Source organism: Leucobacter sp. UCMA 4100 (assembly GCF_027853335.1).
Classification (GTDB): Bacteria; Actinomycetota; Actinomycetes; order Actinomycetales; family Microbacteriaceae; genus Leucobacter_A.
This window is the reverse complement of record NZ_JAFEUS010000002.1, coordinates 2,554,374-2,580,827: the sequence shown is the minus strand read 5'-3', so window position 1 is coordinate 2,580,827 and position 26,454 is coordinate 2,554,374. Positions and strand designations below refer to the sequence as shown.

At 59.6% G+C, this 26,454-nt stretch carries 18 protein-coding genes and 3 rRNA genes; 1 reads left to right on the top strand and 20 read right to left on the bottom strand.

Going from position 1 to position 26,454, the window contains the following annotated elements; translation table 11 throughout:
* Positions 1-15: 15 nt before the first annotated feature.
* From JSO19_RS11945 to JSO19_RS11890, 12 genes are all read right to left on the bottom strand, one after another.
* The gene (locus JSO19_RS11945; RefSeq protein ID WP_270911889.1) at positions 16-1,020 is read right to left on the bottom strand and encodes an ABC transporter permease; all 1,005 of its coding nucleotides are present in this window, start codon (positions 1,018-1,020) and stop codon (positions 16-18) included.
* A 73-nt stretch (positions 1,021-1,093) separates the two neighbouring features.
* Entirely contained in the window at positions 1,094-2,767 is a 1,674-nt protein-coding gene (locus JSO19_RS11940; protein WP_270911888.1) for an ABC transporter substrate-binding protein, read from the bottom strand.
* 117 nt (positions 2,768-2,884) lie between these two features.
* Positions 2,885-4,117, bottom strand: coding sequence for an amidohydrolase (locus JSO19_RS11935; protein WP_270911887.1), 1,233 nt, complete (start codon positions 4,115-4,117; stop codon positions 2,885-2,887).
* A 21-nt stretch (positions 4,118-4,138) separates the two neighbouring features.
* Positions 4,139-4,591 (bottom strand): monovalent cation/H(+) antiporter subunit G, encoded by a 453-nt coding sequence (gene mnhG, locus JSO19_RS11930; protein ID WP_270911886.1) that lies wholly within the window; start codon positions 4,589-4,591, stop codon positions 4,139-4,141.
* Positions 4,584-4,892 carry a monovalent cation/H+ antiporter complex subunit F gene (locus JSO19_RS11925; protein WP_333735215.1) on the bottom strand — a complete coding sequence of 103 codons (309 nt, stop codon included), beginning with the start codon at positions 4,890-4,892 and terminating at the stop codon, positions 4,584-4,586. The genes mnhG and JSO19_RS11925 overlap by 8 nt, the downstream gene beginning before the upstream one ends.
* Positions 4,885-5,430 (bottom strand): Na+/H+ antiporter subunit E, encoded by a 546-nt coding sequence (locus JSO19_RS11920; RefSeq protein ID WP_270911885.1) that lies wholly within the window; start codon positions 5,428-5,430, stop codon positions 4,885-4,887. Before JSO19_RS11920 ends, JSO19_RS11925 begins: the two co-directional genes overlap by 8 nt.
* Complete coding sequence (locus JSO19_RS11915; protein WP_270911884.1) at positions 5,427-7,061, bottom strand: Na+/H+ antiporter subunit D; 1,635 nt, start codon at positions 7,059-7,061, stop codon at positions 5,427-5,429. The genes JSO19_RS11920 and JSO19_RS11915 overlap by 4 nt, the downstream gene beginning before the upstream one ends.
* Positions 7,058-7,537 carry a Na(+)/H(+) antiporter subunit C gene (locus JSO19_RS11910; protein WP_270911883.1) on the bottom strand — a complete coding sequence of 160 codons (480 nt, stop codon included), beginning with the start codon at positions 7,535-7,537 and terminating at the stop codon, positions 7,058-7,060. The genes JSO19_RS11915 and JSO19_RS11910 overlap by 4 nt, the downstream gene beginning before the upstream one ends.
* Positions 7,534-10,422: a Na+/H+ antiporter subunit A gene (locus JSO19_RS11905; RefSeq protein ID WP_270911882.1), complete on the bottom strand. Its 2,889-nt coding sequence runs from the start codon at positions 10,420-10,422 to the stop codon at positions 7,534-7,536. The genes JSO19_RS11910 and JSO19_RS11905 overlap by 4 nt, the downstream gene beginning before the upstream one ends.
* Before the next feature lie 100 nt (positions 10,423-10,522).
* Positions 10,523-10,639 (bottom strand): 5S ribosomal RNA (gene rrf, locus JSO19_RS11900).
* A gap of 144 nt (positions 10,640-10,783) precedes the next feature.
* Positions 10,784-13,901: ribosomal RNA gene (locus JSO19_RS11895) — 23S ribosomal RNA — on the bottom strand.
* Positions 13,902-14,352: 451 nt separating this feature from the next.
* Positions 14,353-15,873 (bottom strand): 16S ribosomal RNA (locus tag JSO19_RS11890).
* The 16S, 23S and 5S rRNA genes sit together here, the layout of an rRNA operon.
* Positions 15,874-16,387: 514 nt before the next feature.
* On the opposite strand from JSO19_RS11890, the gene tgt reads away from it, so the two are divergent.
* A complete protein-coding gene (tgt, locus tag JSO19_RS11885; RefSeq protein WP_270911881.1) occupies positions 16,388-17,707 on the top strand; it encodes a tRNA guanosine(34) transglycosylase Tgt in 1,320 nt (439 codons plus the stop codon).
* Here the strand turns inward: tgt and JSO19_RS11880 are convergent.
* From JSO19_RS11880 to JSO19_RS11845, 8 genes are all read right to left on the bottom strand, one after another.
* Complete coding sequence (locus tag JSO19_RS11880; RefSeq protein WP_270911880.1) at positions 17,704-18,387, bottom strand: queuosine precursor transporter; 684 nt, start codon at positions 18,385-18,387, stop codon at positions 17,704-17,706. The genes tgt and JSO19_RS11880 overlap by 4 nt on opposite strands.
* Positions 18,338-19,327: an NAD(P)/FAD-dependent oxidoreductase gene (locus JSO19_RS11875; protein ID WP_270911879.1), complete on the bottom strand. Its 990-nt coding sequence runs from the start codon at positions 19,325-19,327 to the stop codon at positions 18,338-18,340. The genes JSO19_RS11880 and JSO19_RS11875 overlap by 50 nt, the downstream gene beginning before the upstream one ends.
* A gap of 3 nt (positions 19,328-19,330) precedes the next feature.
* Complete coding sequence (gene gltX / locus JSO19_RS11870) at positions 19,331-20,863, bottom strand: glutamate--tRNA ligase (RefSeq protein ID WP_270911878.1); 1,533 nt, start codon at positions 20,861-20,863, stop codon at positions 19,331-19,333.
* 10 nt (positions 20,864-20,873) lie between these two features.
* On the bottom strand, positions 20,874-22,178 hold the full coding sequence (locus JSO19_RS11865; protein ID WP_270911877.1) for an MFS transporter: 1,305 nt from the start codon (positions 22,176-22,178) through the stop codon (positions 20,874-20,876).
* Positions 22,175-23,134, bottom strand: coding sequence for a LysR family transcriptional regulator (locus tag JSO19_RS11860; protein WP_270911876.1), 960 nt, complete (start codon positions 23,132-23,134; stop codon positions 22,175-22,177). Before JSO19_RS11860 ends, JSO19_RS11865 begins: the two co-directional genes overlap by 4 nt.
* A gap of 51 nt (positions 23,135-23,185) precedes the next feature.
* Positions 23,186-24,463, bottom strand: a complete 1,278-nt coding sequence (gene rlmN, locus JSO19_RS11855; RefSeq protein ID WP_270911875.1) for a 23S rRNA (adenine(2503)-C(2))-methyltransferase RlmN — start codon at positions 24,461-24,463, stop codon at positions 23,186-23,188.
* A gap of 74 nt (positions 24,464-24,537) precedes the next feature.
* Positions 24,538-25,332: a fumarylacetoacetate hydrolase family protein gene (locus JSO19_RS11850; protein WP_217134799.1), complete on the bottom strand. Its 795-nt coding sequence runs from the start codon at positions 25,330-25,332 to the stop codon at positions 24,538-24,540.
* A 9-nt stretch (positions 25,333-25,341) separates the two neighbouring features.
* A complete protein-coding gene (locus JSO19_RS11845; RefSeq protein ID WP_270911874.1) occupies positions 25,342-26,445 on the bottom strand; it encodes a branched-chain amino acid aminotransferase in 1,104 nt (367 codons plus the stop codon).
* Positions 26,446-26,454 lie beyond the last annotated feature (9 nt).

The window sequence follows — 26,454 nt, the reverse complement described above, 5'->3', positions numbered from 1 at the left end:
GTGTCGGGAGTTGCGTCACTGTACCCTCACTCTCGGGTCAATCAACGTATACGAGACATCGACGATGAGGTTGATGAGCGCGTACGCGAGTGCGATGAAGATGATGAAGCCCTGCAGCACCGGGAAGTCTCGCTGGAAGATCGCCGTCGCGAGAAACGATCCGATGCCAGGAAAAGCGAAGACGGTCTCGGTGAGCACCGCTCCTGAGATGAGTAGGCCCGCTTGGAGGCCAATGGTGGTCACGACCGGCAGAAGCGCATTGCGCATGATGAAGCGCGTGCGGAGCGTGCGGGGTGCGACGCCCTTACCCTTGCCCGTGCGAACGAAGTCGGCGTTTTGCACCTCGAGCACGCTCGCTCGCGTGATGCGAACAATGATTGCGAGGGGGATCGTTGCGAGTGCGACGGCGGGCAAGATGAGGTGCACGATTGCGTTCCACGCGGCATCGAATTCGCCGGTGATGATGCCATCCCACACATAGAACCCGGTCGGGTGTGTGGCGTCGATGCGGGGGCTCTGCCGCCCGTCTGATGGCAGCCAGCCGAGCTTGACCGCGAAGATGAACTTGAGAATGAACGCGAGAAAGAAGACCGGAATGGTGATGCCGACGAGGCTCAGAATGACCGAAGCGTGATCACTCACTTTCCCGTAACGGCGTGCTGCAAAGTAGCCGAGCGGTACGCCGATACCAACCGCAATGATGAGCGCGAGAAGTGACAGCTCGAGCGTCGCCGGGAAACGGCGCATGAACTCGTCGACCACGGGCCTTGAGGTTTGGATCGAGGTTCCGAAGTCGCCCTGCAACAGCCGCCCCGCCCAGATGAAGTATTGCTCATACCAGGGGCGATCAAAACCATACAGTTCGTTGACCCGCTCAATAGCCTCTGGGGTTGCTTTCTCTCCGAGGAGCGCCACGGCGGGCCCTCCCGGGAGTGCACGCACCCAGGCAAAGAGCAGGATACTCAGACCGATCATCGTGGGAACGAGCAGCAGCAGTCGCTTGCCGATTACACGAAGCACTCAAACCTCCGTTGGGTAAAGCACTGATGCGCTGGGCCTTTCGCAAACGACGACCCAGCGCATCAGTGACGAACTACTTCGTGAGAACGATCTCGTTGTAGACCTCGTCGTTCACCGGGCTAGCCGGGTAGCTTTCGACGCGGTCTGAGAAGGCGAGCGTTGGTGCTGGGTGCGCGAGTGGCACACCTGGCACAAACTCTGCCACCTGTTCGTTAATCGCTTCGTAGAGCGGGGTCTGCTTCTCGAGGTTTGGCTCGCCTCGGGCAGCCTGCAGAGCGTCGAAGAGCGCTGCATCGCTGAAGCCCCACTCGAGGCTTTCCTGGCCGAAGAACACGCCGACGAAGTTATCTGAGTCGTTGTAGTCGCCGGTCCAGCCGAGCAGGTGAATACCGTGGTTATCGGTTCCGGTCGTGAGGTTAATGTAGTCGACCCACTCGTTCGTGATCGGGTTGACCTTGATTCCGGCCTCTTCAAGCTGGCTCGCGAGCACCGTGAAGGTCTGCTCGGGGGTCGGCATGTACGGGCGCGAAACGTTTACCGGGTAGTTGAAATCGAGCGTGAGCGGGTTGCTCTCGTCATAGCCGGCCTCTGCCAGCAGTGACTTCGCCTTCTCAACGTCATAATCGTAGGTCTTCACCGACTTGTTGTAGCCGTTGACCACCTCTGGCATAAACTGCGTTGCCTTCTGGGTGCCCGCAGGCATGACCTGGCTGATGAGCGCGTCTTTATCGATCGCGTACGAGATGGCCTCGCGAACCTTGACGTCTTGCAGCTCGGGAATTGCCTGGTTGAAGGCGAGGTACAGGATGGTGAAGGGTGGGCGTGACTCCATGTGGTAGCCGGCCTCTTCAAGCGCTTCGGTGTCAGCGGGGCCGACGAGGTCGTACCCGTCGATCGCGCCCGACTCGAGTGCCTGGCGACGTGCTGTTGGGTCGTCGATGACACGGAAGATGATGTCGGTCACCTGTCCCTGCTCGCCCCAGTAGTCTTTGTACGCCTTGAGCTTGATCTGCTCGCCCGGCGCCCACTCGACGAATTCGAAGGGCCCAGTGCCCGTCGGGTGCTTCGTCGCGTACTCAGACATGCTCGGTGACTCTTCGGTACCGCCAACGTTGTCTGCCTCGAACTCTTCAAGCGCCTTGGGGCTCTGCATCGCAAACGCGGGCAGCGAGAGCGACGCAATGAAACCTGCGAAGGGCTTGTTGAGCTCGATCGTCACTTCGTGGTCGCCATTCGGGGTGCACGACTTGTACACGGCATTCTCGGGGTCATCCGAGAAGGCCTGGAAGAGTTTGCCGTAGTAGTAGGCAAAGGTCGGGCTCGTTGCGATGCCTTCCCAGTGGTACCAGCGCTCGAAGTTCGTGCACACGGCTTCAGCGTTGAAGTCGGTGCCGTCGTGGAAGGTCACGCCCTCTTTGAGGGTGAAGGTGTGCGACATGCCGTCGGGAGCCGACTCCCATTTCTCAGCGAGCAACGGAGCGGGGTCAGCCGTTCCCGGCTTCACGCCGATGAGGCCCTCGAAAATGTTGCGTGAGACACGGAACGATTCGCCATCCTGCGCAAACGCGGGGTCAAGGCTTGCCGGGTCACTCGAAGCGGCGAAAACGAAGGTGCCGTCGACGTCTTTCGAGGCACCCCCTTCGCCGCCATTGCCACGTTCACTCTGAACGCAACCCGTCAAAACGAGAGCGGCAGCGAGGCCACCGGCGAGCAATCCTCCGAGTCTTCGGAGCGGGGTCTGGTGCATCTTTGCATCCTTCCAAGGTCAGCGCTTCAGCGCGCAAAAGAACGACAGAGTCGATCGGTTACCCTCGAGCCTAGCTAATCGCCCGTCGCTTCTTAAGGGCTTCTCGTCTCAGTTTGATCACAAACGTTCGGCACCATCACCGAGAAACTCGAGCACTGCGGTGCACAACGCCCTCACTCCGGTATCGATCGTCGGCTGCACGACGGGAACCATGCGCGGCGAATGGTTGGTGGGAATGTCTGTTGCGACGCTGCCCCGGGCCTCGGCATCGTGATACTCGGCAGCGTCCCAGCCACCCCAGTACCAAAAGCCGAGCGCAACGCCGGCGTCGCGCGCAAACCATGACACGTCTTCGCTGCCTGGCGACATGCCTGGGTCACTCACGTTTGCATCACCAAAGGTGTCACGAAACGCCGCCATCACTCGGTGGGCGACCGCTTCATCGTTGATCGTCGGCGGCAGTGTCTCGGTCACCTCGATCGTGGGGAGCGTCTCGGCCCCCGACGCAAGGGCCTCGGCCTCAACGATGCGTCGAATGTGGGTAAGCAACTGCTCACGCACACTCTCCTTCGCGTAGCGAATGCTCACGTCGAGAGTTGCGACCTCGCCAATGATGTTGTCCTTATGGCCCGCGCGCATCGCCCCTACGGTAACAACGGCCACCTCAAGCGGATCGATGTGCCGAGAAACGACCGTCTGCAGTCTCATGACCGTCGCCGCGGCCATCACGACCGGGTCAACCGTGGTGTGGGGCCTCGAGCCGTGGCCTCCGCGCCCGTGCAATGTGATGCGCAGTGTGTCGCAGCCGGCGTTCTGCGTGCCGGGGTGCATGCGCAGGGTGCCCGCTGGCGCCGGGTACAGGTGCTGCCCGAGCACGAGGTCTGGCCGTGGCGCGAGGTCGAGCGCACCATCGTCGAGCATCGCTCGCGCCCCGGCGCCGAGCTCTTCGGCCGGCTGAAACACGATCACGACGGTTCCAGCCCACGTGTCACGCTGAAGGCTCAGCCGTTCTGCAGCACCGACCATTGCGGTCATGTGCATGTCATGGCCGCATGCGTGCATCACGGGAACCGTTTCACCAGACTCGTCGATACCGGTTGCCCGGCTCGCGTGAGAATGCTCACCCTGCTCTTGCACCGGCAGGGCGTCCATGTCTGCGCGTAGCCACAGGCACGGCCCCTCTCCGTTACGAAGCACGCCGAGCACCCCGGTCTTACCGACGCCCTCGGTAACCGCAAACCCTAAAGCACGCAGGTGCGAGGCAAGAAGATCTGCCGTGCGGTGTTCTTGAAACGACAGCTCGGGGTTCGTGTGAAGGTCAACGTAGAGTGCTTCGAGATCAATGGCCATACCCCAGGGTACGACGCGGTCTCAGGAAACGGTAGTGTCTGGAGCTGCACCGGTCTCGGTACCACCGTCAGAACCGGCACCGCCCGCGTCCTCTTCAGCGTCAACCTCGTCGGCGTCGTCGGCTTCCTCGGGCACTTCAGCAACCGCGGGGGCCAGCTCATCAACAAGCAGGTGCTCAGTATCAATGTCGCCCGTACGGTACGAGGCACGCCCCACCATGTGAGCTGCAACGGGGGCCGTGAGCGACTGGAACACGAAGACCGGCAGCAGCGCGAAGAAAACGACCCAAGACTGCATCGACAGCACGATCGCGAGAATTACGAGAATCAGGCCGAGAACCTGAGGCTTCGTCACCGCGTGCAGCTTCGTGAGCACGTCAGTGAAGCGCAAGAGACCCACGCCAGCGGCTACCGAGAGCAGCGAGGCCCCGAGCAGCAGAATCGCGGGAAGAATCACCGAGAAGAAATCACTCATACGAACCCTCCACCGGTGGAACCGCTCTTCCCTGCCTGCGCCGCACGTAAATAGCAACCATGATGGTCGCGAGCACCGAGGTCGCCGCGAGCAGCACCATGAGGCCGATCGTTGTCGTGTGTTTGTTGATGACCATCTCGGTACCAACAACGAGCATGAGGGTCGTTACGAGCACGTCAGAGGCGACCATGCGATCAAGAATCGTGGGCCCGAAGATGACCCTAATGAGCGCAAGCACAGCCGTTACCGCGAAGCCTGCGCCGGCAACGACCGTGATCCACATTGCAATGGTTTCAGCCAACGAGCTTCACCTCTTCTCGAGACCCCAGCGTACGAATGAGCAGTCGCTCGATGTGTGCGACCTCGCGCCGCATCTTCTCGACCGCTTCCTGGTCGGGGGTGTTCAAAACGTGGAGGAACAAGACCTGGTTTTCGCGATCAACATCGACGATGAACGAGCCAGGAATCAGCGAGATCGTCAGACCGACGAGCGTCACAATAAAGTCGGAGTTCGTGCGCAATCTCACGGCAATGATCGAGCGCAGTGGCACGGGCTTCGGGCGTACGGCGATCCACGCCACCTCGAGCGAGGCAATCGCGACCTGCGAGAAAAAGTAGCCAACGTACCGCAGGCACCACCACAGGTTAAAGCGGCCCGCGAGCTCTACCGGAGGCAGGTAAAAGACGCGCATGACGACAAACGCCACGACCACGCCACCGATAAAGGTGAAGAGCGAGAATTCGCGCCACAGGGCCATCCACGTGATGACGAGCCCGAGCAGGAGCGGAAACTCGTACCGCCGAATCTGGCGTTCAATCTTGCGACCTTCGACACTCACGGCACGACCTCCTTCATCTCTGAGTCAGGAACCGTTGTTTCGCCGTCGCCGCTTCCCTGCCCCGAGTCGGGGTTGTTGAGCACGGCGTCGATGATTGTTTGTGGCGACATGAGCGTCTCGCCCGCAGCCGTTGCGTAGGTGAAAAGCGGGCCTGCGAACACCGTCAGCGCGAGGCTCACCGTCACCATGCCACCGGTCGCCCAGCTCATGAGCTTCGGAATGTCACGGCGTTCCTGCACCTCAACGTGTTCCTGCGCATCAAGCTGCGAGAGCACCGACTTAAAACCGAGCGTATTGGTGACGGTCGGGGTCTGGTTCGGGCTGCGCCAAAACGCGAGGCCCCAGGCGCGAAGCAGCGCGTAGAGCGTGAGCAGTGAGACCACGGCGCCGACCCCGATGAGCCAGTATGCCTCGGCGGTCCCGAGTTCGGCCGCCGCTTCAAAGAGAGCGAGCTTGCCGATGAATCCCGAGAACGGAGGAATGCCGCCGAGATTGAGCAGCGGGATGAAGGTGAGCACCGCGATCCACGGCGCCTTCTTGAGCAGCCCACCGAGCCGCAGCAGCGATGTCGTACCGCCCTGCCGCTCAATGAGGCCGACCGCCAGGAAGAGCGTCGTTTGCACAATAATGTGGTGCGCAATGTAGTAGGTCGTGGCGGCATACCCGGCCTTCGAGGCCATTGCCACACCAAAGATGAGGTAGCCGATGTGGCTGATGAGCGTGAACGAGAGCAACCGCTTAATATCGAGCTGGGCGATCGCACCCAGAATACCGACGACAAGGGTGAGCCCGGCAATCACGAACAGCAGCGTGTTGATGTTCGAGTCGTAGAAGATCAATGACTGGCTGCGAATGATCGCGTAGACGCCAACCTTCGTGAGCAGGCCCGCGAACACGGCGGTGACGGGAGCCGGCGCCGTCGGGTACGAGTCGGGAAGCCAGAACGCCAGTGGGAAGACCGCGGCCTTCACGCCGAACGCAATGAGCAGCAAGAGGTTGAGCATGAGCTGCACGTCATAGGGCAACTCGGCGATGCGCAACGAGAGGTGCGCCATGTTCACGGTTCCGGTCGCACCGTAAATGAAACCGATTGCGGCAAGAAAAATAACCGACGAGACGAGCGAGACCACAATATAGGTCGTGCCCTGCCGGATGCGCTGCGGGGTACCGCCGAGCGTAATGAGCACGTAGCTCGCCACGAGCAAGATCTCGAAGCCGACGTAGAGGTTGAAGAGATCGCCCGCAATAAACGCGTTCGTGACGCCCGCCCCAAGCACAAGGTAGGTCGGTGCGTAGATCGAGACCGGTGCCTCATCGTCGCCATCGGCAAGGCCCTGCCCCAGCGAGAAGAAGTACACGCCAAGTAGCACAATCGCCGAGACACCCACCATGAGCGCCGCGAGCCGATCTACGACGAGCACGATGCCGAAGGGCGCGGCCCAGCCGCCAATCTCCATCGTGAGCACACCGTACTGCGTGACGCCGTACATGAGCACGCCGCTCAGCACCACGATTGTCGCGAGCGCGAGCACCGTAATGCCCTGCTTCACCTTTTGGCGCTTCGGAATAATCATCGTGAGCGCAGCCGAGACGAGCGGCACGAGCACGAGGAGCGGGATCAGGTTATTCATGAGCGCGCCCCTTTCCCGCCGCGAGCACTGTCGGTCTCAGCGTCGTTATCGCTCTCGCCGTCACTGAACTCTGGCGTTTCGGCAACGTCTTCGTCTGAAATCTCCTCGAACGTGAGCGTGTCAGTGGTCTGCGCCCGCTCGATATCTTCAAGGTCGTCTTGCACCGCGTCGTCGAGATCTTTCGCGTGGCTCCACGAGCGATAAATGAGGGCGAGCATGAACGCGGTCACGCCGAAGGTAATCACGATCGCTGTCAGAATGAAGGCCTGGGGCAGCGGATCGGAGGTCTCACCCTCGGCACCCATGATCGGCGCGGCACCAAAGCTCCCGCTCATGAGGAAGAGCAGCAGGTTCGTCGCGTTGCCGGCCAGCAAAAACCCGAGGAGCACCCTCGTCAGGCTTCGGTCAAGCAGCAGGTAGAAGCCGCAGGCGTACATGACCACCATCGTGATCACGAGAATGAGGGGCATCGTCATGATTGCTCGGCCTCCTCTTCTGCCATGGCCAGTTCGTGTTCTTCTTGTTCGTCGATCTCAGACCCGAGACTTCGCAGCACGTCGAGCATGAGTCCAAAGACCACGAGGTACACGCCGATGTCAAAGATGGTCGACGTGACGAATGAGATTTCACCGAAGGGCCCAAGCGAGAGGTCAAACCACGACGAGGCAAGCGCTGCCTGGCCGAAGAAGAGCGGCACGAGCGCGGTTCCTGTCGCAAGAATGAGCCCGAGCCCAAGAATGCGCCCTGCGTTGAGCGTCACTGTGGCGGCAAGCTCGTGCCTTCCGCCAGCCTGGTACCGCGCGACGAGCGCCAGACCCGCCACGAGGCCTGCAGCGAAACCGCCGCCAGGGGCGTTGTGTCCAGCGAGCAGGAGGTAGATCGAGACGATGATGAGCGCCGGGAAGAGCAGGCGTACGACGACCTCAAGGATGATCGAGCGGTGCTCTGGCAACAGCTTGTAGCCGGCGAGGCTCCACCTCGTGAGGTTTGTCGGATCGTTGGGGTCGGCAACGCGCTTCAGGTGCTGGCGCATGTTGAGGCGGGCTGCCTTGCGCCCGGTCTTGGGCAGATTGTCGCCACGCGTGTTCAAGAAGATGAGCGAGGCGACACCGGTTGCTGCAGCGAGAACCACCGAGAGCTCTCCCATGGTGTCCCAACCGCGAATGTCGACGAGGGTCACGTTCACGACGTTGACGCCGTGGCCGCCTTTCACGGCGAGCTCGCCGAAGAACTCTGAGATCGGTGTTGCGGTTCGTGCCGAGAGCGACAGCAAGGCAACCATGCCGAGGCCCAAGGCAACCGTGACGGCGATAACACCGCGCAAAATCTTGACCTTCGTTGAGGCCGTGACTTTAATGTCGATGGGCAGCTGACGAATCACGAGAATGAAGGCGATCATCGTGATCGTCTCAACGAGCGCCTGAGTGACCGCGAGGTCAGGGGCGCCGTGCAGCGCGAAGATAGCGACCATGCCGTAGCCGGTCACGCCGACGAGCACGACCGCTTTAAAGCGGGTCTTCGCCTGAGCAGCGCGGATCGTCGCCGCGATCATGATGATCGCGAGCGGCAGTTGGGCCCAGTTCGTCAGGAACGTGTACTCGTCAGGCCATGTACCAGGCACGAGGAACAGCACCGCGAGGGCGACGATCATCGTGATAAGAATAGTGCCGATGTAGAAGGGCAGCGAGCCTCGCTGCGTGGTCGCCGTGGTCTTCACCGACATGACGTCGAGCAGGTTCATAACGCGCCAGTAGGCGTGCGAAGCACTGTACCGCTCGGGCATCGTTGGCAGGTGCGCTTCGTGATCGCGGATCGCTGCAAACACAATGAGGCCTGTCGCAACCATGAGCAGTGTGACGATCAGCGCCGGCGTGATACCGTGCCAGAGCCCGAGCTCGCTCACAGCCCTGCCGTCGGTCATCAGCGTGAGCCAAGACTCGAACTTCTTCGAGAAAAGACCGCCGAGCGTCGCGAGAACCACGAACGCCGTTGGGGCGACGTAGATCCACTTCGAAACCTTGTGTACCTCGGGTGGCGTAGGCACGCCCTTGCGGTTGCCGAACGCGCCCCAAACGAAGCGGGCCATGTATGCGACCGTCAGCGCGCTGCCCCCAACGAAGGCGACCAGGGCGACCCAGACGAGCCAGGAGTCGCTGCGTTCGGTGAGTAGCGCGGTCAGTGCCGCTTCCTTGGCAACAAAGCCAATGAAGATCGGGAGGCCAGCCATCGATGCTGCAGCGATCGTACCGATGATCGCAAGTCCGGGATGCCGTTTGGCGATGCCACTGAGGTTACGAAGGTCACGCTCACTCGTTGAGTGATCGATGATACCGACGGTTAAGAAGAGGGGGGCTTTTGCGACGGCGTGGGCAAACAAGAGGGTCAGCGCCGCATACTCGATGCCTGGCATTCCAAGGCCGAAGAGCATCACGAGCATACCGAGCTGGCTTACGGTGCCGTGAGCAATGATGAGTTTAATGTCGTACTGGCGCAACGCCCTCATCGCGCCCCACACCATCGTGATGGCGCCGAGTAAGACGAGCATGGGAAGCAGCCCTGGAACGAAGCTATAGGCGGGCACGAAACGCGCAATGAGGTACACGCCGGCCTTTACCATTGCGGCTGCGTGAAGGTATGCGCTCACCGGTGTCGGCGCCGCCATTGCGCCTGGAAGCCAGAAGTGGAACGGGAAGATCGCCGATTTGGTGAGCGCACCCAGCATGATAAGCATGATGGCCGTCGTGAGGGTTCCCGAAGCGGCCGGTGGGTTCGCAAGCATTTCAGCGAGAGACGCTGTACCGGTCATATTCGCGAGAATCACGAAGCCTGCGAGCATACCGAGCCCACCGAGCGTGGTCACGACGAGTGCCTGTAGCGCTGCTGATCGGGCGATGCTCGAGCGGTGGTTGTGCGCGACGAGGAGGAAGCTGAAGACTGTTGTGCTCTCCCAGAACATGAAGAGCAGGAAGACGTTGTCAGAGATGACCAGGCCGAGCATGGAGACAGAGAACGCGAGGAAGATCGCCGTGAAGCGGGCTGTGGCCTGGTCGTTCGGGTGGAAATACCACCGCGAGTAGAGCAGGATGAGCGCACCTGCCCCGGTCACGAGTAACGCGAGCGAAAGACTCAGGGCGTCAACCCGCAAGGCAAGGTTGAGGCTGAGCTGCGGCAGCCACTCGATGTTTTCTTCAATGACCTCGCCTGCAGCCACCTGAGGAATGAACGTGAGGTATGAAACACAAATAGCTCCGAGCACAAAGACTCCATAGAGGAAGCCATTGCGCCCGAAGCGTCGTACTACTGGGTGTGCGGTAAGGGTCGTGAAAACCAGCACAATCACTGTGCCAGTAAACCATCCCATGGGCACCTCCCTACAATGTATAGCTTAGTCGAACTCTGTCCGACTATGAAAAAAGGGGCTGGTCTCGATACTGAGACCAGCCCCTTTCCATTAAAAAGAAGTCCGGCGGTGTCCTACTCTCCCACGAGGTCCCCCTCGCAGTACCATCGGCGCAGTCAGCCTTAGCTACCGGGTTCGGAATGTAACCGGGCGTTTCCCTGACGCTATCGCCGCCGTAACACTATTAAACTATCAACACACACCCAACCCAAAACAGGGCTAGTGAATGTGGGCCGCAGGTTGAGAACCACAAAGTGAACGCGAATTCATCGTTACGCAAAATCTTTTGAAACATTATGTTTCCCACCACAAACGGTGAGAAGAAATCAAGTCTTCGGTTTATTAGTACCAGTCAGCTCCACACATTACTATGCTTCCACATCTGGCCTATCAACCCAGTCGTCTACTGGGAACCTCACACCCTAAAGGGCACGGAAATCTCATCTTGAGGCCGGCTTCCCGCTTAGATGCTTTCAGCGGTTATCCATCCCGAACGTAGCTAATCAGCGATGCCCTTGGCAGAACAACTGACACACCAGAGGTTCGTCCAACCCGGTCCTCTCGTACTAGGGTCAGATCCTCTCAAATTTCCAACGCACGCAGCGGATAGGGACCGAACTGTCTCACGACGTTCTAAACCCAGCTCGCGTACCGCTTTAATGGGCGAACAGCCCAACCCTTGGGACCTACTCCAGCCCCAGGATGCGACGAGCCGACATCGAGGTGCCAAACCATGCCGTCGATATGGACTCTTGGGCAAGATCAGCCTGTTATCCCCGAGGTACCTTTTATCCGTTGAGCGACAGCGCTTCCACAAGCCACTGCCGGATCACTAGTCCCGACTTTCGTCCCTGCTCGACCTGTCAGTCTCACAGTCAAGCTCCCTTGTGCACTTACACTCGCCACCTGATTGCCAACCAGGTTGAGGGAACCTTTGGGCGCCTCCGTTACTTTTTAGGAGGCAACCGCCCCAGTTAAACTACCCACCAGGCACTGTCCGAAAACCCGATCAGGGTTCGTCGTTAGATGTTCAATATGACCAGAGTGGTATTTCAACAATGACTCCACGAATACTAGCGTATCCGCTTCACAGTCTCCCACCTATCCTACACAAGCCACACCGAACACCAATACCAAGCTATAGTAAAGGTCACGGGGTCTTTCCGTCCTGCTGCGCGTAACGAGCATCTTTACTCGTAATGCAATTTCGCCGAGTTCATGGTTGAGACAGCTGGGAAGTCGTTACGCCATTCGTGCAGGTCGGAACTTACCCGACAAGGAATTTCGCTACCTTAGGATGGTTATAGTTACCACCGCCGTTTACTGGGGCTTAAATTCAAAGCTTCGCAACCGAAGTTGCTAACCTCTCCTCTTAACCTTCCAGCACCGGGCAGGCGTCAGTCCGTATACATCCAATTGCTTGTTAGCACGGACCTGTGTTTTTAGTAAACAGTCGCTTCCCACTGGTCTCTGCGGCCACCACACCCTTTCCGGAGTAAATCCGTATAAGTGGATGGCCCCCCTTCTCCCGAAGTTACGGGGGCATTTTGCCGAGTTCCTTAACCACGATTCTCTCGATCTCCTTAGTATTCTCTACCTGACCACCTGTGTCGGTTTGGGGTACGGGCAGCTAGAACCTCACGTCGATGCTTTTCTCGGCAGCATAGGATCAGTGACTCGCTCCAAAAAGGAGCTCCCCATCGCATCTCAGCCTTAACGAATGGCGGATTTACCTACCACTCGGCCTACATGCTTAGCCCAGGACAACCATCGCCTGGGATCACCTACCTTCCTGCGTCACACCTGTTAATACGTTAACCACCCGAGTTCGGGTTCGAAGCATCCACAAAGCAAACACCCGAAGGTGAAAGCAAAGCTTCAGTTTTCTTAGCACTACTCGTTAGGTTCTTGTCGGTTCTTCGCCGGTACGGGAATATCAACCCGTTGTCCATCGACTACGCCTGTCGGCCTCGCCTTAGGTCCCGACTTACCCAGGGAAGATTAGCTTGACCCTGGAACCCTTGGTCTTCCGGAGGACGGGTTTCTCACCCGTCTTTCGCTACTCATGCCTGCATTCTCACTCGTGTAGCATCCACGGCTGGATCACTCCGCCGCTTCACTCGCCACACGACGCTCTCCTACCCATCCATACGGCTGGACCACGAAGGCCTACCTGTTATATGAATGACACAATTTCGGTGGTGTGCTTGAGCCCCGTTACATTGTCGGCGCGGAATCACTTGACCAGTGAGCTATTACGCACTCTTTCAAGGGTGGCTGCTTCTAAGCCAACCTCCTGGTTGTCTCAGCAACTCCACATCCTTTTCCACTTAGCACACGCTTTGGGACCTTAATTGGTGTTCTGGGTTGTTTCCCTCTCGACTATGAAGCTTATCCCCCACAGTCTCACTGCTGCGCTCTCACTTACCGGCATTCGGAGTTTAGCTGACGTCAGTAACCTTGTAGGGCCCATCGGCCATCCAGTAGCTCTACCTCCAGTAAGAAACACGCAACGCTGCACCTAAATGCATTTCGGAGAGAACCAGCTATCACGAAGTTTGATTGGCCTTTCACCCCTAACCACAGCTCATCCCCTCAGTTTTCAACCTAAGTGGGTTCGGTCCTCCACGTGTTCTTACACACGCTTCAACCTGGCCATGGATAGATCACTTCGCTTCGGGTCTAGGACATGCGACTGAATCGCCCTATTCAGACTCGCTTTCGCTACGGCTACCCCACACGGGTTAACCTCGCCACATGCCGCTAACTCGCAGGCTCATTCTTCAAAAGGCACGCAGTCACCCCACAAGGAGGCTCCTACGGATTGTAAGCAAACGGTTTCAGGTTCTATTTCACTCCCCTCCCGGGGTACTTTTCACCTTTCCCTCACGGTACTAGTCCGCTATCGGTCATCTGGGAGTATTTAGGCTTATCAGGTGGTCCTGACAGATTCACACGGGATTTCTCGGGCCCCGTGCTACTTGGGATACACACGACGCGGTCAAGCAATTTCGAGTACGGGACTCTCACCCTCTCCGATCAGGCGTTCCAACCTGTTCCTCTATCACTTGAACACTCACGCTGAAGGCTCAGTAGCGCCTTCCCATGCGTCCCACAACCCCTCTGATGCAACGCCTACCAGCTATCACACACCAAAGGTTTAGCCTCATCCGGGTTCGCTCGCCACTACTACCGGAATCACATGTTGTTTTCTCTTCCTGTGGGTACTGAGATGTTTCACTTCCCCACGTTCCCCCCACACACCCTATATATTCAGGTGCGGGTCACCAGGTACGCACGCGCCCTGGCGGGGTTTCCCCATTCGGAAATCCTCGGATCACAGCCCGTTTATCGGCTCCCCGAGGCTTATCGCAGATTACTACGTCCTTCTTCGGCTCCAGATGCCTAGGCATCCACCGTTCGCTCTTAGCAACTTGAAATCACATAAGTAAATTATTAATTAAAAATTATCCAAAAGAATCATTTGAAACCACCCACACAAACGTGTGAGCAGAGTCCAATGATACATAAACAACACACAACCCAAACAAAAGTTCAGATCATCTGTTGTCGATGCTCGCGTCCACTGTGTAGTTCTCAACATACGGTCGATACACACCCCCATGACAACACGTTCATGAAAGCATGCCCGAAAGACCAAACCAACACCCACAAAGAGTGCCGCCTAGGCCTTCAGGACCCAATAGTATGCACCACGACCTGCTTCAACACCCCACACCCTTTCCTACCAGGAACTAAATCCCAATGTACTCGCAGCATGAAACGCATCCACACATCATCATCAAATGTTCCACCCATGAGCACCCAGCAAGAAACATTCGTTCTTGAACCAGGCTTCTCTACATCACAAACGTGATGAGTGCTCCTTAGAAAGGAGGTGATCCAGCCGCACCTTCCGGTACGGCTACCTTGTTACGACTTAGTCCTAATCACCAGTCCCACCTTCGACGACTCCCTCCAAAAGGTTAGGCCATCGGCTTCGGGTGTTACCGACTTTCATGACTTGACGGGCGGTGTGTACAAGGCCCGGGAACGTATTCACCGCAGCGTTGCTGATCTGCGATTACTAGCGACTCCGACTTCATGGGGTCGAGTTGCAGACCCCAATCCGAACTGAGACCGGCTTTTTGGGATTCGCTCCACCTCGCGGTATCGCTGCCCATTGTACCGGCCATTGTAGCATGCGTGAAGCCCAAGACATAAGGGGCATGATGATTTGACGTCATCCCCACCTTCCTCCGTGTTGACCACGGCAGTATCCCATGAGTCCCCGGCATAACCCGCTGGCAACATAGGACGAGGGTTGCGCTCGTTGCCGGACTTAACCGAACATCTCACGACACGAGCTGACGACAACCATGCACCACCTGTAACCGAGTGTCCAAAGAGTCCTGTATCTCTACAGTGTTCTCGGTTATGTCAAGCCTTGGTAAGGTTCTTCGCGTTGCATCGAATTAATCCGCATGCTCCGCCGCTTGTGCGGGCCCCCGTCAATTCCTTTGAGTTTTAGCCTTGCGGCCGTACTCCCCAGGCGGGGAACTTAATGCGTTAGCTACGACACAGAAACCGTGGAATGGTCCCTACATCTAGTTCCCAACGTTTACGGCATGGACTACCAGGGTATCTAATCCTGTTCGCTCCCCATGCTTTCGCTCCTCAGCGTCAGTAGCGGCCCAGAGATCTGCCTTCGCCATCGGTGTTCCTCCTGATATCTGCGCATTCCACCGCTACACCAGGAATTCCAATCTCCCCTACCGCACTCTAGCCTGCCCGTACCCACTGCAGGCCCGAGGTTGAGCCTCGGGTTTTCACAGCAGACGCGACAAGCCGCCTACGAGCTCTTTACGCCCAATAATTCCGGACAACGCTTGCACCCTACGTATTACCGCGGCTGCTGGCACGTAGTTAGCCGGTGCTTTTTCTGTAGGTACCGTCACTTTCGCTTCTTCCCTACTAAAAGAGGTTTACAACCCGAAGGCCGTCATCCCTCACGCGGCGTTGCTGCATCAGGCTTTCGCCCATTGTGCAATATTCCCCACTGCTGCCTCCCGTAGGAGTCTGGGCCGTGTCTCAGTCCCAGTGTGGCCGGTCACCCTCTCAGGCCGGCTACCCGTCGTCGCCTTGGTGAGCCATTACCTCACCAACAAGCTGATAGGCCGCGAGTCCATCCAAAACCGATAAATCTTTCCAACAACGACCATGCGATCATTGCTCATATCCGGTATTAGACGCCATTTCTAGCGCTTATCCCGAAGTTAAGGGCAGGTTACTCACGTGTTACTCACCCGTTCGCCACTCTTCCACCCAGCAAGCTGGGCTTCATCGTTCGACTTGCATGTGTTAAGCACGCCGCCAGCGTTCGTCCTGAGCCAGGATCAAACTCTCCGTAAAAACTGAATGCATACACACACCCGGAATAAGGGCACATGCAGCGAGTTTGATCTGACTAAATAAAAACAAACCGTAGAACCAGAAAAACTGGCTCAAACTGGCCGAAATTATGTTAATCCAAAAAAGGAATCTCTCCAAAAACGGAGGATTACAAAAAATTGGCATTTGACAATTTAGTGCACACTATTGAGTTCTCAAGGACCAGGCCCTCCACGCTTATTCGTTTCACCGAACACTCATGGGGCGCTTGAGTTGTAGCACGCTCTTATAATCACTGAAGTGTTATCAACTTCAGTAAGAAGAGCAGCAGATACATAATCTAGCACGAGGCTTTAGATTCTGCAAGCTGCTTTGCTAGTTGTTCTGGCCCTTCCGGCTTTCCGCCGTGCGGGCCAACAGATGAAAACTTTACGCCGATCTGCCCATGCCTGCAAATGGCAGCAAACCCCGGGCGTGTCTTCGCCTATTCACGCGGTTTCTCATCTTTGTCACCCGCTAATGGTTGAATAGTCGAGTGAACACGAACCAGTCAGAGCCCACCGAAGCCCCCTTCTCCTTTGCCCTCGGTACCCGTCAAAACGAAGGGAGCTTTCGAGGTACCGACGATCGACCTCTCGGGCGAACGGGCACGATCCGCACCCCTCACGGCGAGATCAGTACCCCCGCGTTCATTCCGGTGGGAACCAAAGCAACCGTCAAAGCGGTTCTTCCCGAGACGATGGATGACCTCGGCAGCCAGGCGCTTCTTGCGAACGCCTATCACCTCTTCTTGCAGCCGGGCAGCGACCTCGTTGATGAGGCTGGCGGTCTCGGGCGCTTCATGAACTGGCCCGGCCCCACGTTCACTGATTCAGGTGGGTTCCAGGTCATGTCACTCGGTGTCGGCTTCAAGAAGGTCATCTCAATGACCGAAGCCGAGCACACCGACCTTGAGGTCATCGCGAAAACAAAAGATCGACTCGCACGCGTCGACGAAGACGGCGTGACGTTCAAGTCGTTCATCAACGGTGACACCCACCGTTTCACGCCCGAGGTTTCGATGCAGATTCAACATCAGCTCGGCGCCGACATCATGTTCGCTTTCGACGAGTGCACGACCCTGCTCAACACGCGCCCCTACCAGGAAGACTCGGTTGCACGAACCGCTCGCTGGGCAGTGCGGTGCCTCGATGAACACGCAAAGCTCACCGCCGAGCGCACGCACCGCCCCTATCAAGCACTCTTTGGCGTGGTCCAAGGTGCGCAGTACGAAGACCTTCGCCGCGATGCTGCACGAGGGCTCGCCGAGATGACGGGCAGCGAACACCCCGAGCAAATGTTTGATGGCTTCGGTATTGGTGGCGCCCTCGAGAAAGCCGACCTCGGCCGTATCGTTTCGTGGGTCACCGACGAACTCCCAGAACATAAGCCCCGCCACCTACTCGGCATCTCAGAGCCAGATGACTTCTTCGTCGCGGTTGCCGCGGGCGCCGATACGTTCGACTGCGTTGCGCCATCGCGTGGCGCGAGGGGTGGCACGCTCTACACCTGGAATGGGCGCTTGAACGCGAAAGCTGCCGCACAGCGTCGCCGCTTCGAACCTCTCGACGCTGAGTGCGACTGCTACACCTGCGAAAACTACACCGCGGCCTACGTGCACCACCTCTTCAAGTCAAAAGAGATGCTCGCGTCGACCCTCTCGACCATTCACAACGAGCGCTTTCACGTGCGACTCGTCGACCGCATCAGGCAGAGCATCGAAGACGACACCTTCGTCGAGCTCCGCGAAGAAGTCATCGGCAAGTTTTACGGGCCCGACTTCCTCAGGGAGTTTCTCGCAACGCGCGTGGCTTAGAGCTCGGGGGTCACGCCCTCGCGCCTGCGCACCCACGTAATCACGCGGGTCGTAACCGGCAAGAGAACCACCTCTGCCCCGACCTTGATGACGTAGCCGAGCACGGTGTACCCGAGAAACTGCCAGCCGACGATCACGCCGTAAAACGCGATTATACAAAACACCGTCGTGTCAACAAGCTGGCCAACCGCGGTTGAGCCAATAAGCCTGAACCAGAGTGATGCTGCTGGCCCTTTCGCCTGCCGTGCCCGGTCTCGCAGTTTCACGAGTACCCATGCGTTAACGAGTTGACCGGCGAGGTAGCCGGCCATGCTCGCGGCAACAATGCGGGGAACGAACCCGAGAATCTCTTCGTAGGCAGCCTGACCGCCCCACTCGGCCGCGGCTGGTGAAACTTGCACGAGCAGAATCGTTGCTGTCGCGAGAATTGAGAGCGCAAAGCCCGTGAAAATAGCTCGCCGAGTGCCTTTAAAGCCGTAGACCTCGGCGAGCACATCACCCACGATATACACGAGCGGAAATAGGAACACTCCCCCATCGACCGTGAGCGGGCCAAACGAAATGAGCTTGACCGCTACGACGTTTGAGATCACGAGCAAGCCCGTGAACAGCGCAACAATGACGGCGTAGCTACCGTGAATTTCTGGGGTTCGGTACTGGGCCGAGGTGGTGTGTGGCACGAATCAGATCCATATTCATACGAAGGGCGGTCTGAGCGCCGGCCCCCGCTGCAATCATGAGAGACCTCGGGCCTGGCGGCACGATGTCTCCCGCAGCATAGAGGCCTTGAACCGAGGTTTCACCGCGTGCATCGACGAGAAGAAGACCCCAGTCATTGCGCTCAATCTCGCGTTCTGACAAGAATTCAACCGGCGCGTGCCACCTGGGCCTTACGAACCCACCGACCCTCGGAATCACAGTTGAATCCTTGAGCCGCACACCGGTCATCTCCGATTGTACCCCGACGAGATCATCGATTTCACGTCGATCGACGGGTATGTCGATGGAGCGCAAGTAAGCTTCTTCAGCTTCGCTGATGGTGTCGGCACCGTTCGTGAAGACGACAAGGTCGCTGCTGAAGCGCCCCACGAGCAGCGCACGCTGAAAGAGATCGGTGGTTTCACCGATGAGCGCGAGCGGCGCGTCGCTCTTTTCAAAGCCGTCGCACTCGACACAACTGTGCAATGCCGTGCCATAGAAGACGCGGATCGAAGCAAAGGCTGGTAGTTCTTCGACGAGACCCGCAGTCACGAGTACACGCTGGGTGAAGAGGTGCACGTCAGGGTTGCCCCTCACACCCGAAGCTGTGATCTCGAAGCCGATCCCATCGCTGAAGCCTTGATCACGCGCTTCCTCAGCCGAAAGCGGACGAACACTCGTCGCCTTCGCCTGGTGAAAGTTGGCGTGTTCGTACGCCTCAAATTCTTCGCGCCCGATGCGGCGAAGCTCGCTGGGCGCGATACCGTCTCTCGTGAGAAAGCCGTGAGCCGTGAGTGTTGCTGAGTGTCTCGGCCGATTCGAGTCGAGAATCGTGACCCTGCGAAGGTTACGAACGAGGCTCAGGCCGGCGGCAAGCCCCGCGGGGCCGCCGCCGATGATGACGATCTCAGCGTGCTGCAACGATTACTCCCGGTGCTCAAGGAAGGTGGCGAAGCGATCGAGACGTGCAATCGTCTCGGGCTTACCCAAAATCTCAAACGATTCGAACAGGGGCGGCGAGATACGCTTGCCAGATGCGGCTACTCGCAACGACCCAAACGCAATTCGGGGCTTCAGGCCAAGACCGTCAATGAGCGCGTCCTGCAGCGCTCCCTGAATCGACTCAGTGTTCCAGGCCGACGCCTCGACTCCTTCGAGCGCGGCACGCCCCGCTTTCAACGCCTCGAGCGAGCCGTCTTTGAGTGTCTTGAGTGCATCATCTTCGTAGACGATGTCTTCGCTCTTCGCAAAGAGGAACTCCGTAAGGCCGACAACCTCGCTCATGACTGCGACGCGTGACTGCACGAGGGGTGCTGCCGCGCGAACAATCTCGAGCTCTTCGACAGAGGGCTCCTCGCCGATGAGGCCGCCATCGACGAGGTAAGGCACCATGCGCTCGGTGAAGTCGGCTTCTGCGAGCAGACGAATCTGGTCACCGTTAATCGAGTCGGCCTTCTTCTGGTCGAATCGGGCAGGGTTCGGGTTCACGTCTTCGACGTCAAAGGCCGCGACAAGCTCGTCAACCGAGAAGATGTCACGGTCGGCAGCAATTGACCAGCCAAGCAACGAGAGGTAGTTAATCAGCCCCTCGGGAATGAAACCGCGCGCGCGGTGATGCAAGAGGTTCGACTCTGGGTCACGCTTCGAGAGCTTCTTGTTGCCCTCACCCATGACGTATGGCAGGTGGCCGAAACGTGGGATCGCGGTCTCGAGACCAATCTCAACGAGCGCGTTGTGCATCGCGATCTGACGCGGCGTCGACGAAAGGAGGTCTTCGCCGCGCAGCACGTGCGTCACCCCCATGAGTGCATCATCGACGGGGTTCGTGAGCGTGTAAAGCGCAGCGCCGTTCGGGCGCACGACCACGTAGTCAATGGTTGAACCGGCAGGGAACGAGATCTCGCCACGCACCAGGTCGTCGAACGAGAGGTCAAGGTCGTCAGGAATACGGAAGCGCAACGCGGGCTCGCGACCCTCGGCACGAAACGCTGCCTTCTGCTCGTCGGTCAGCGTGCGGTCGTAGTTGTCGTACCCGAGCTGCTTTGGTCGACCAGCGGCCTCGTTGCGGGCATCGATCTCTTCTGCCGTTGAGAAGCTCTCGTAGAGGTACCCTGCTTCAAGCAGGCGCTTCGCGACATCGGCGTAAATTTCGCCACGCTGTGACTGGCGGTACGGGCCGTGCGGCCCGCCAACATCGATGCCCTCGTCCCAGTCGAGACCGAGCCAGCGCATCGATTCAAGAATTTGGCCGTAGCTCTCTTCGCTATCACGGGCGGCGTCGGTGTCTTCGATACGAAAGACGAACGTGCCTCCGGTGTGGCGTGCGTAGGCCCAGTTGAAGAGGGCTGTGCGCACCATGCCGACGTGCGGCGTGCCGGTCGGCGAGGGGCAAAAGCGTACGCGAACGTCGCTTCCGGTAGCGGTTGAAAACTTCGGAGCAGAATCACTTGTAGACATCACTACCACTTTACTCTGCCTTCTGAGAATCTGCCCCGCTCGCGGCTCGTGCGCGTGCCGACTCGCGGGCAACAGCCACGGTGGCGATGATGCCTACCGCGATGAGCACGAGGCACACGAGCGCAATGAGCTGGTACCCGCTCACGGCAAAAGCGATGCCTGCGAGCACGCCGGCGATCGCGCCCGATCCGCTCATAATCGCGTCTGATTGGCCCTGGCGTTTCGTGCGGTCAGCGACCGGCGTGAGCTCGGTGATGAGCGTCGCGCCTGCCACCGTAACGGCTCCCCAGCCGACGCCGAGCAGCATCATTGACGCTTCCATCACAATGGGCGAGGTGTGAGCTACGAAGGCGAGCCCAACCGAGACGAGCAGAATGGCCCAGCCGATGCTCACCACCGCGGGGCGCCCGATCTTCATCGCGAGCATGCCGAAGACCGGAGAAAGCACGTACATGCCGGCGATGTGCAGGCTCAGGGTGAAGCCCACGCGCTCGTGGGTGCCACCCGTGTCCATGATGTGGAGTGGCGCCATCGCCATGAGCGCCACCATGACCGCCTGCGCCATGGCGATGAGCACGATGACCCGCGCCTGGCCGCCGCGACTAATGGGCACGGCGACGGGAGCGTTCGAACCTGCGGCAGAGACGTCTTCTGCCGGGAGGTCACGTGCGGTGAGTAGCGGATCGGGCCGCAGCCCAAACCAGCTCACGGTGGCCGCGAGCAGCTGCGCGGCAATCGTGAAGACGAACACGCCCGCGAGCGGGTTGATGCCGAGCACTCCGCCGATCCACGCCCCCGGCCCCATGAGGTTCGGGCCGACAACAGCGCCGATCGTGATGGTCCAGACCACGAGCGAGAGATCGCGCGCGCGGTTTTGCGGCAGTGCGAGGTCAGTCGCGGTGAAGCGCGCGAGCAGCTGAACCGAGCTCGCAACACCGAGCACGAGAATACCCAGCGCGAGCACCGGCCACACCCCGATCGAGGTGCCGTAGACCGCGGTGACCGCACCAACCATCGCGACGCTGTTGCCGGTGACGATTGCGCGGCGGCGGCCCTTCGCGGCCGCGAGCTTTGCAAGCGGAATACCCGCGAGCGCCGCTCCCATGTTGAACATCGCCGAGGCGAGCCCCGAGATGCCGGCCGAGCCGCTCACCTCTGCAAGCAACAGGGCCCCGACCGAGAGCGAGGCGCCAACGCCGAGACCGCCGAGGATGGTGCCCGCAGAGAGCACCCAGAGCGTTTTTCGTTGCAGTGCGCCGCCGCGCTCCAGCGGGTACCGACTGTGCCGTGCCTCGACGGGGCTCGCGGCGGTCACCGAGCGACTCGTTCGGTGAGGAGGTTCCAGGTACTGCCGTCGATGTTGCCGAGCAGCCGCTTCGCGAGTTTCACCGCGGGGCTCTCGTTGGCGGTGTCAACGTTGATGAGACCAATCGTTCGATACTCAGGCTCTTCGAGTCGCAGCGCGCGAGCTCCCGCAGGCAGCGTCGGCTGCGCAGCGAGCGCCAAGCCGGGCACCATCGAGACCGAGTTACCGGCGGCTACCATCGCGATCGAGGCCGGCATATTGTCGGTTTCTTGCACAATCTCGGGTTCAAAGCCGTGGCGCTTGGTCGCGCGGGTCAGGTGGCCGCGGCAGCGGGTGCAGCCCGCGATCCACTGGTCATCACGAAACGCGGAAAGCGCCGCACGTTCCATGCCCTGCGAGCGCTCTTCGGGAACGACGAGCCACATCTCCTCGCGCCAGAGCGGCGTGAACTCGAAGAGCGTCGGCAGGGGTTCAGACTCTGAGTACTGAAAGACGAGCGCGCAGTCAACCTCACCGTCACGCAGCAGCTGAATCGCCTCTGGCGGCTCCTGCTCGCGGTACTGAAAGGTCACCTGAGGTGCCTGCTCCTGCAGCATGCGCATGAGCCGCGGAATCACCGTGGCCGAGGCCGAGGGGAATCCTGCCATGCGCAACACTCCCCCGCGGTCGCCTCGAAGGTCATCGATGGCTGCGAGAGCGGCGTCGATCTCGGCGACCACGGTACGCCCGTGATCGGCGAGAATCTGGCCTGCCGGGGTGAGCCGAACACCCCTCCCCTGCCGTTCGATGAGCGGCACCGCGAGCCGCTGCTCGAGGCGCTTCAGTCGTTGGCTGATCGCGGGTTGGCTCAGCCCCAGGGTCGCAGCGACCTGGGTGAGCGACCCGGTGGTCGAGAGCGCATGAAGAATGCGCATCTCGGTTGAGTCAATTGAGTCATACGACTCGGCATTACGCAGCGTGGTCATACCCGCAGTATAAGCGATTGCATGCTTTATCGCATAACTCTTTTGAAGATCTTATGAATCGCTCGCCGCGATGCGCTGTGCTTCCTGCTTATCGGCCTCGGTTGCAACGAGCTGCCCGCATGCACCATCGATGTCTTTACCGCGCGTATCACGCAGTGTCGTTGGAATGCCGGCGGCATTGAGTCTGCGCACGAACTCGTCGGTGACGTCGGGATCGCTCGAGGTCCAGATCGACCCAGGGGTCGGGTTCAGCGGAATCGGGTTCACGTGCACCCAGCCCCTCCCCCTTGCGTTGAGCCGCTCGGCGAGCAAATCAGCACGCCAGGCGTGATCGTTCATGTCTTTAATGAGGGCGTACTCGATCGAGACGCGTCGCCCGGTCGTGTCAAAGTAGTGCTTTGCAGCGTCGAGCACCTCGTCGACTTTCCAGCGACTGTTCACCGGGATGAGTTCGTCGCGCAGTTCGTCGTCTGGCGCGTGCAATGACAGCGCAAAGGTGACGGGAAGGTTCTCGTCGGCAAGCTTGCGGATCGCCGGCGCGAGCCCGACGGTCGAGACCGTGATGCCGCGCGCGCTCATCCCGAGGCCCTCGGGAGCCTCGGCCGCCATGCGGTGCACGGCGTTCATGACGCGCTTGTAGTTCGCGAGTGGCTCACCCATGCCCATGAACACGATGTTGTTGACGCGCTCTTCTGAGAAGTGCACCGAGCCGCGCCTCGTGCCGCCAAGCTCGCCGGCACGAATGATGCGGTTTGCCTGCACGACCTGGTCGAGAATCTCGGCGGTCGACATGTTTCTGGTGAGGCCCGCCTGCCCCGTCGCACAGAAGGGGCAGTTCATACCGCAGCCACACTGGCTTGAGACGCACAGCGTGATGCGGCCCGGGTAGCGCATAAGTACCGACTCGACGAGGGCACCGTCGAAGAGTCGCCACAGGAACTTGATGGTGTCACCGTTGTCGGTTTGCAGCCGCTTTACCTCGGTGAGCAGCGGCGGGAAGAAACGATCGGTGATCGCCGCGCGTGAATCCTTGGGCAGATCGGTCATTGCCTCAGTGTCTGAGGTGTAGTGCTCGAAGTAGTGCTTCGAGATCTGCTTCGCACGAAACCCGGGCAACCCGAGCTCTTTGATAGCGGCCTCGCGCTCTTCGAGCGTCATGTCGGCCAGGTGCTGCGGCGGCTGTTTCACGCGCGGCGAGGCAAACTGCAGGGTCGGGCGGCCGTCTGGGTTCGTCGCCTGAACCCAGCCCTCGGCCTTCGGGCGAACCTGTTTTGGCCTGGTTGACCGGTAGCCGTTGCCGTCGGTGTGCGCGAGTTTTGTGGGATCCATAGTGTCCCATTCTCTCACAGTCGCCCTGAGGCGTTGCCCAGGGCACTTCGGCGCGCCCCGGGCCGTGCCGAGCCCTAGCGAACGGGGTTACGCAGAACGCCGATGCCCTCAACTTCGACCTCAACAACGTCGCCGGGTTCAAGCGCCCCGACGCCCTCAGGCGTGCCCGTGAGAATCACGTCGCCGGGAAGCAGCGTGAAGGCCTGCGAGGCATGCGCCACGAGCTTAGGGATCGAGTGAATCAGGTGAGCCGTCGACGAGCGCTGCTTGACCTCGCCGTTAACGCGGGTCTCGATCGCGAGATCACTGAGGTCAAGATCGGTTTCGATGACCGGCCCCAACGGGCAGAACGTGTCGAAGCCCTTGGCCCTCGCCCACTGCCCGTCGGCGTACTGCAGGTCGCGAGCCGTCACGTCGTTGCCACAGGTGAAGCCAAAGACAACCTCAAGCGCGCGTTCTTCGGGAACCTCTTTAGCGAGGGCGCCGATGACGATCGCGAGCTCACCCTCAAACTCCACCTGGTTCGACAGTGATGGTCGCACGATTGCATCGTCTGGCCCGATGACCGCTGTGTTGGGCTTCAGGAAGAGCAGCGGCTCTTTGGGAGCCTCGCCTCCCATGCCCCGTTCTTGCATCTCGGCAACGTGATCGAGGTAGTTCTTACCGATGCACACGACCTTCGATCGTGGAATCACCGGCGCGAGAAGGGTCACCTCGTCGAGCGAGAAACGGCGACCCGTGGTCTCGTAACCGGCAACGAGCGGATCGGCGACGAGCTCTACAAGCTCCTCGCCCTCGCCATTCTCGGCCTCGTCAAAAACGCCGAAGGCAATCGTGTTATCTGCCGCGCGAAATCGTGCTACCCGCATGAGAACCCCCTACGCGCTCTGCTCGCTTGAAACGATCTCGGTGAGCCAGCCCCGCGTGTCTTCACGGGTGCCGGTCTGGATGCCGGTGAGTTCTTCACGAAGCGACATCGTGAGCTCGCCGGGAGCCTTGTCGCCGAACGAAATGGAGAAGTCGGGCGACTTCAACTCGCCGATCGGCGTGATGACCGCTGCCGTGCCACAGGCAAAAGCCTCGGTGATCGTTCCGTCGGCAACGCCCTCGCGCCACTCGCTCACGGTGACCGCGCGCTCTTCGACACGGTACCCGCGCGCCTCGGCGAGCTCGATGAGGCTCTTGCGGGTAATACCCGCGAGAATATTGCCGTTGAGTGCCGGAGTGAGCAGCGTCTTGTCTGAGCGCACGAGGAAGAGGTTCATGCCGCCGAGTTCGTCGATAGTATCGACCGTGTTCGAATCGGTGAAGAGTACCTGCTGGCAGCCGTTCTCGGCCGCGATGTTCTGTGGCAAGAGCGAAGCGGCGTAGTTGCCGCCACACTTTGCGGCACCGGTACCGCCGTGACCCGCGCGCGAGAACTCCTGCGAAAGCCAGATCGACACGGGCTTAATGCCCCCGGTGAAGTAGGCACCGGCAGGGCTTGCGATGACGATGAACCTGGCGCGCTCGGCCGCACGAACCCCGAGGAAGCTCTCGTCGGCGATCATGAAGGGACGAATGTAGAGGCTCTGGTCTTCGCCTCGGGGCACCCAGTCGGCATCGATCGTGACGAGCTGCTTGACGGCCTCGACGAAGAGCTCAACGGGCAGCTCTGGCAGCGCGAGACGCACAGCCGACTCGTTGAGTCGACGGCCGTTCTCTTCGGGCCTGAAGACGACGATCGAGCCATCCTCGTGACGGTATGCTTTGAGACCCTCGAAGATCTCCTGGCCGTAGTGGAGCACGCTCGAGGCAGGGTCGACCGGAATGGGGCCATAGGGCAGAATCTCTGCGTCGTGCCAGCCCTCGGCGGCGCTCCAGGTAATCGATGCCATGTGGTCGGTGAAGTGCGTGCCAAACCCGGGGTTCTGAAGAACCGCCTCGCGCTCTGCGTCAGTGCGGCGCTCAGCCTCGGTCGTGGTGAAAGTGATGTTCGTCATCAGTGTGCC

Coding starts and splice junctions, on each gene's coding strand:
- JSO19_RS11860 (WP_270911876.1), bottom strand. CDS start 23,134: ATGACCACGCTGCGTAATGCCGAGTCGTATGACTCAATTGACTCAACC.
- JSO19_RS11910 (WP_270911883.1), bottom strand. CDS start 7,537: ATGACGATGCCCCTCATTCTCGTGATCACGATGGTGGTCATGTACGCC.
- JSO19_RS11905 (WP_270911882.1), bottom strand. CDS start 10,422: ATGGGATGGTTTACTGGCACAGTGATTGTGCTGGTTTTCACGACCCTT.
- JSO19_RS11915 (WP_270911884.1), bottom strand. CDS start 7,061: ATGAATAACCTGATCCCGCTCCTCGTGCTCGTGCCGCTCGTCTCGGCT.
- rlmN (WP_270911875.1), bottom strand. CDS start 24,463: ATGGATCCCACAAAACTCGCGCACACCGACGGCAACGGCTACCGGTCA.
- JSO19_RS11850 (WP_217134799.1), bottom strand. CDS start 25,332: ATGCGGGTAGCACGATTTCGCGCGGCAGATAACACGATTGCCTTCGGC.
- mnhG (WP_270911886.1), bottom strand. CDS start 4,591: ATGAGTGATTTCTTCTCGGTGATTCTTCCCGCGATTCTGCTGCTCGGG.
- gltX (WP_270911878.1), bottom strand. CDS start 20,863: ATGTCTACAAGTGATTCTGCTCCGAAGTTTTCAACCGCTACCGGAAGC.
- JSO19_RS11940 (WP_270911888.1), bottom strand. CDS start 2,767: ATGCACCAGACCCCGCTCCGAAGACTCGGAGGATTGCTCGCCGGTGGC.
- JSO19_RS11935 (WP_270911887.1), bottom strand. CDS start 4,117: ATGGCCATTGATCTCGAAGCACTCTACGTTGACCTTCACACGAACCCC.
- JSO19_RS11845 (WP_270911874.1), bottom strand. CDS start 26,445: ATGACGAACATCACTTTCACCACGACCGAGGCTGAGCGCCGCACTGAC.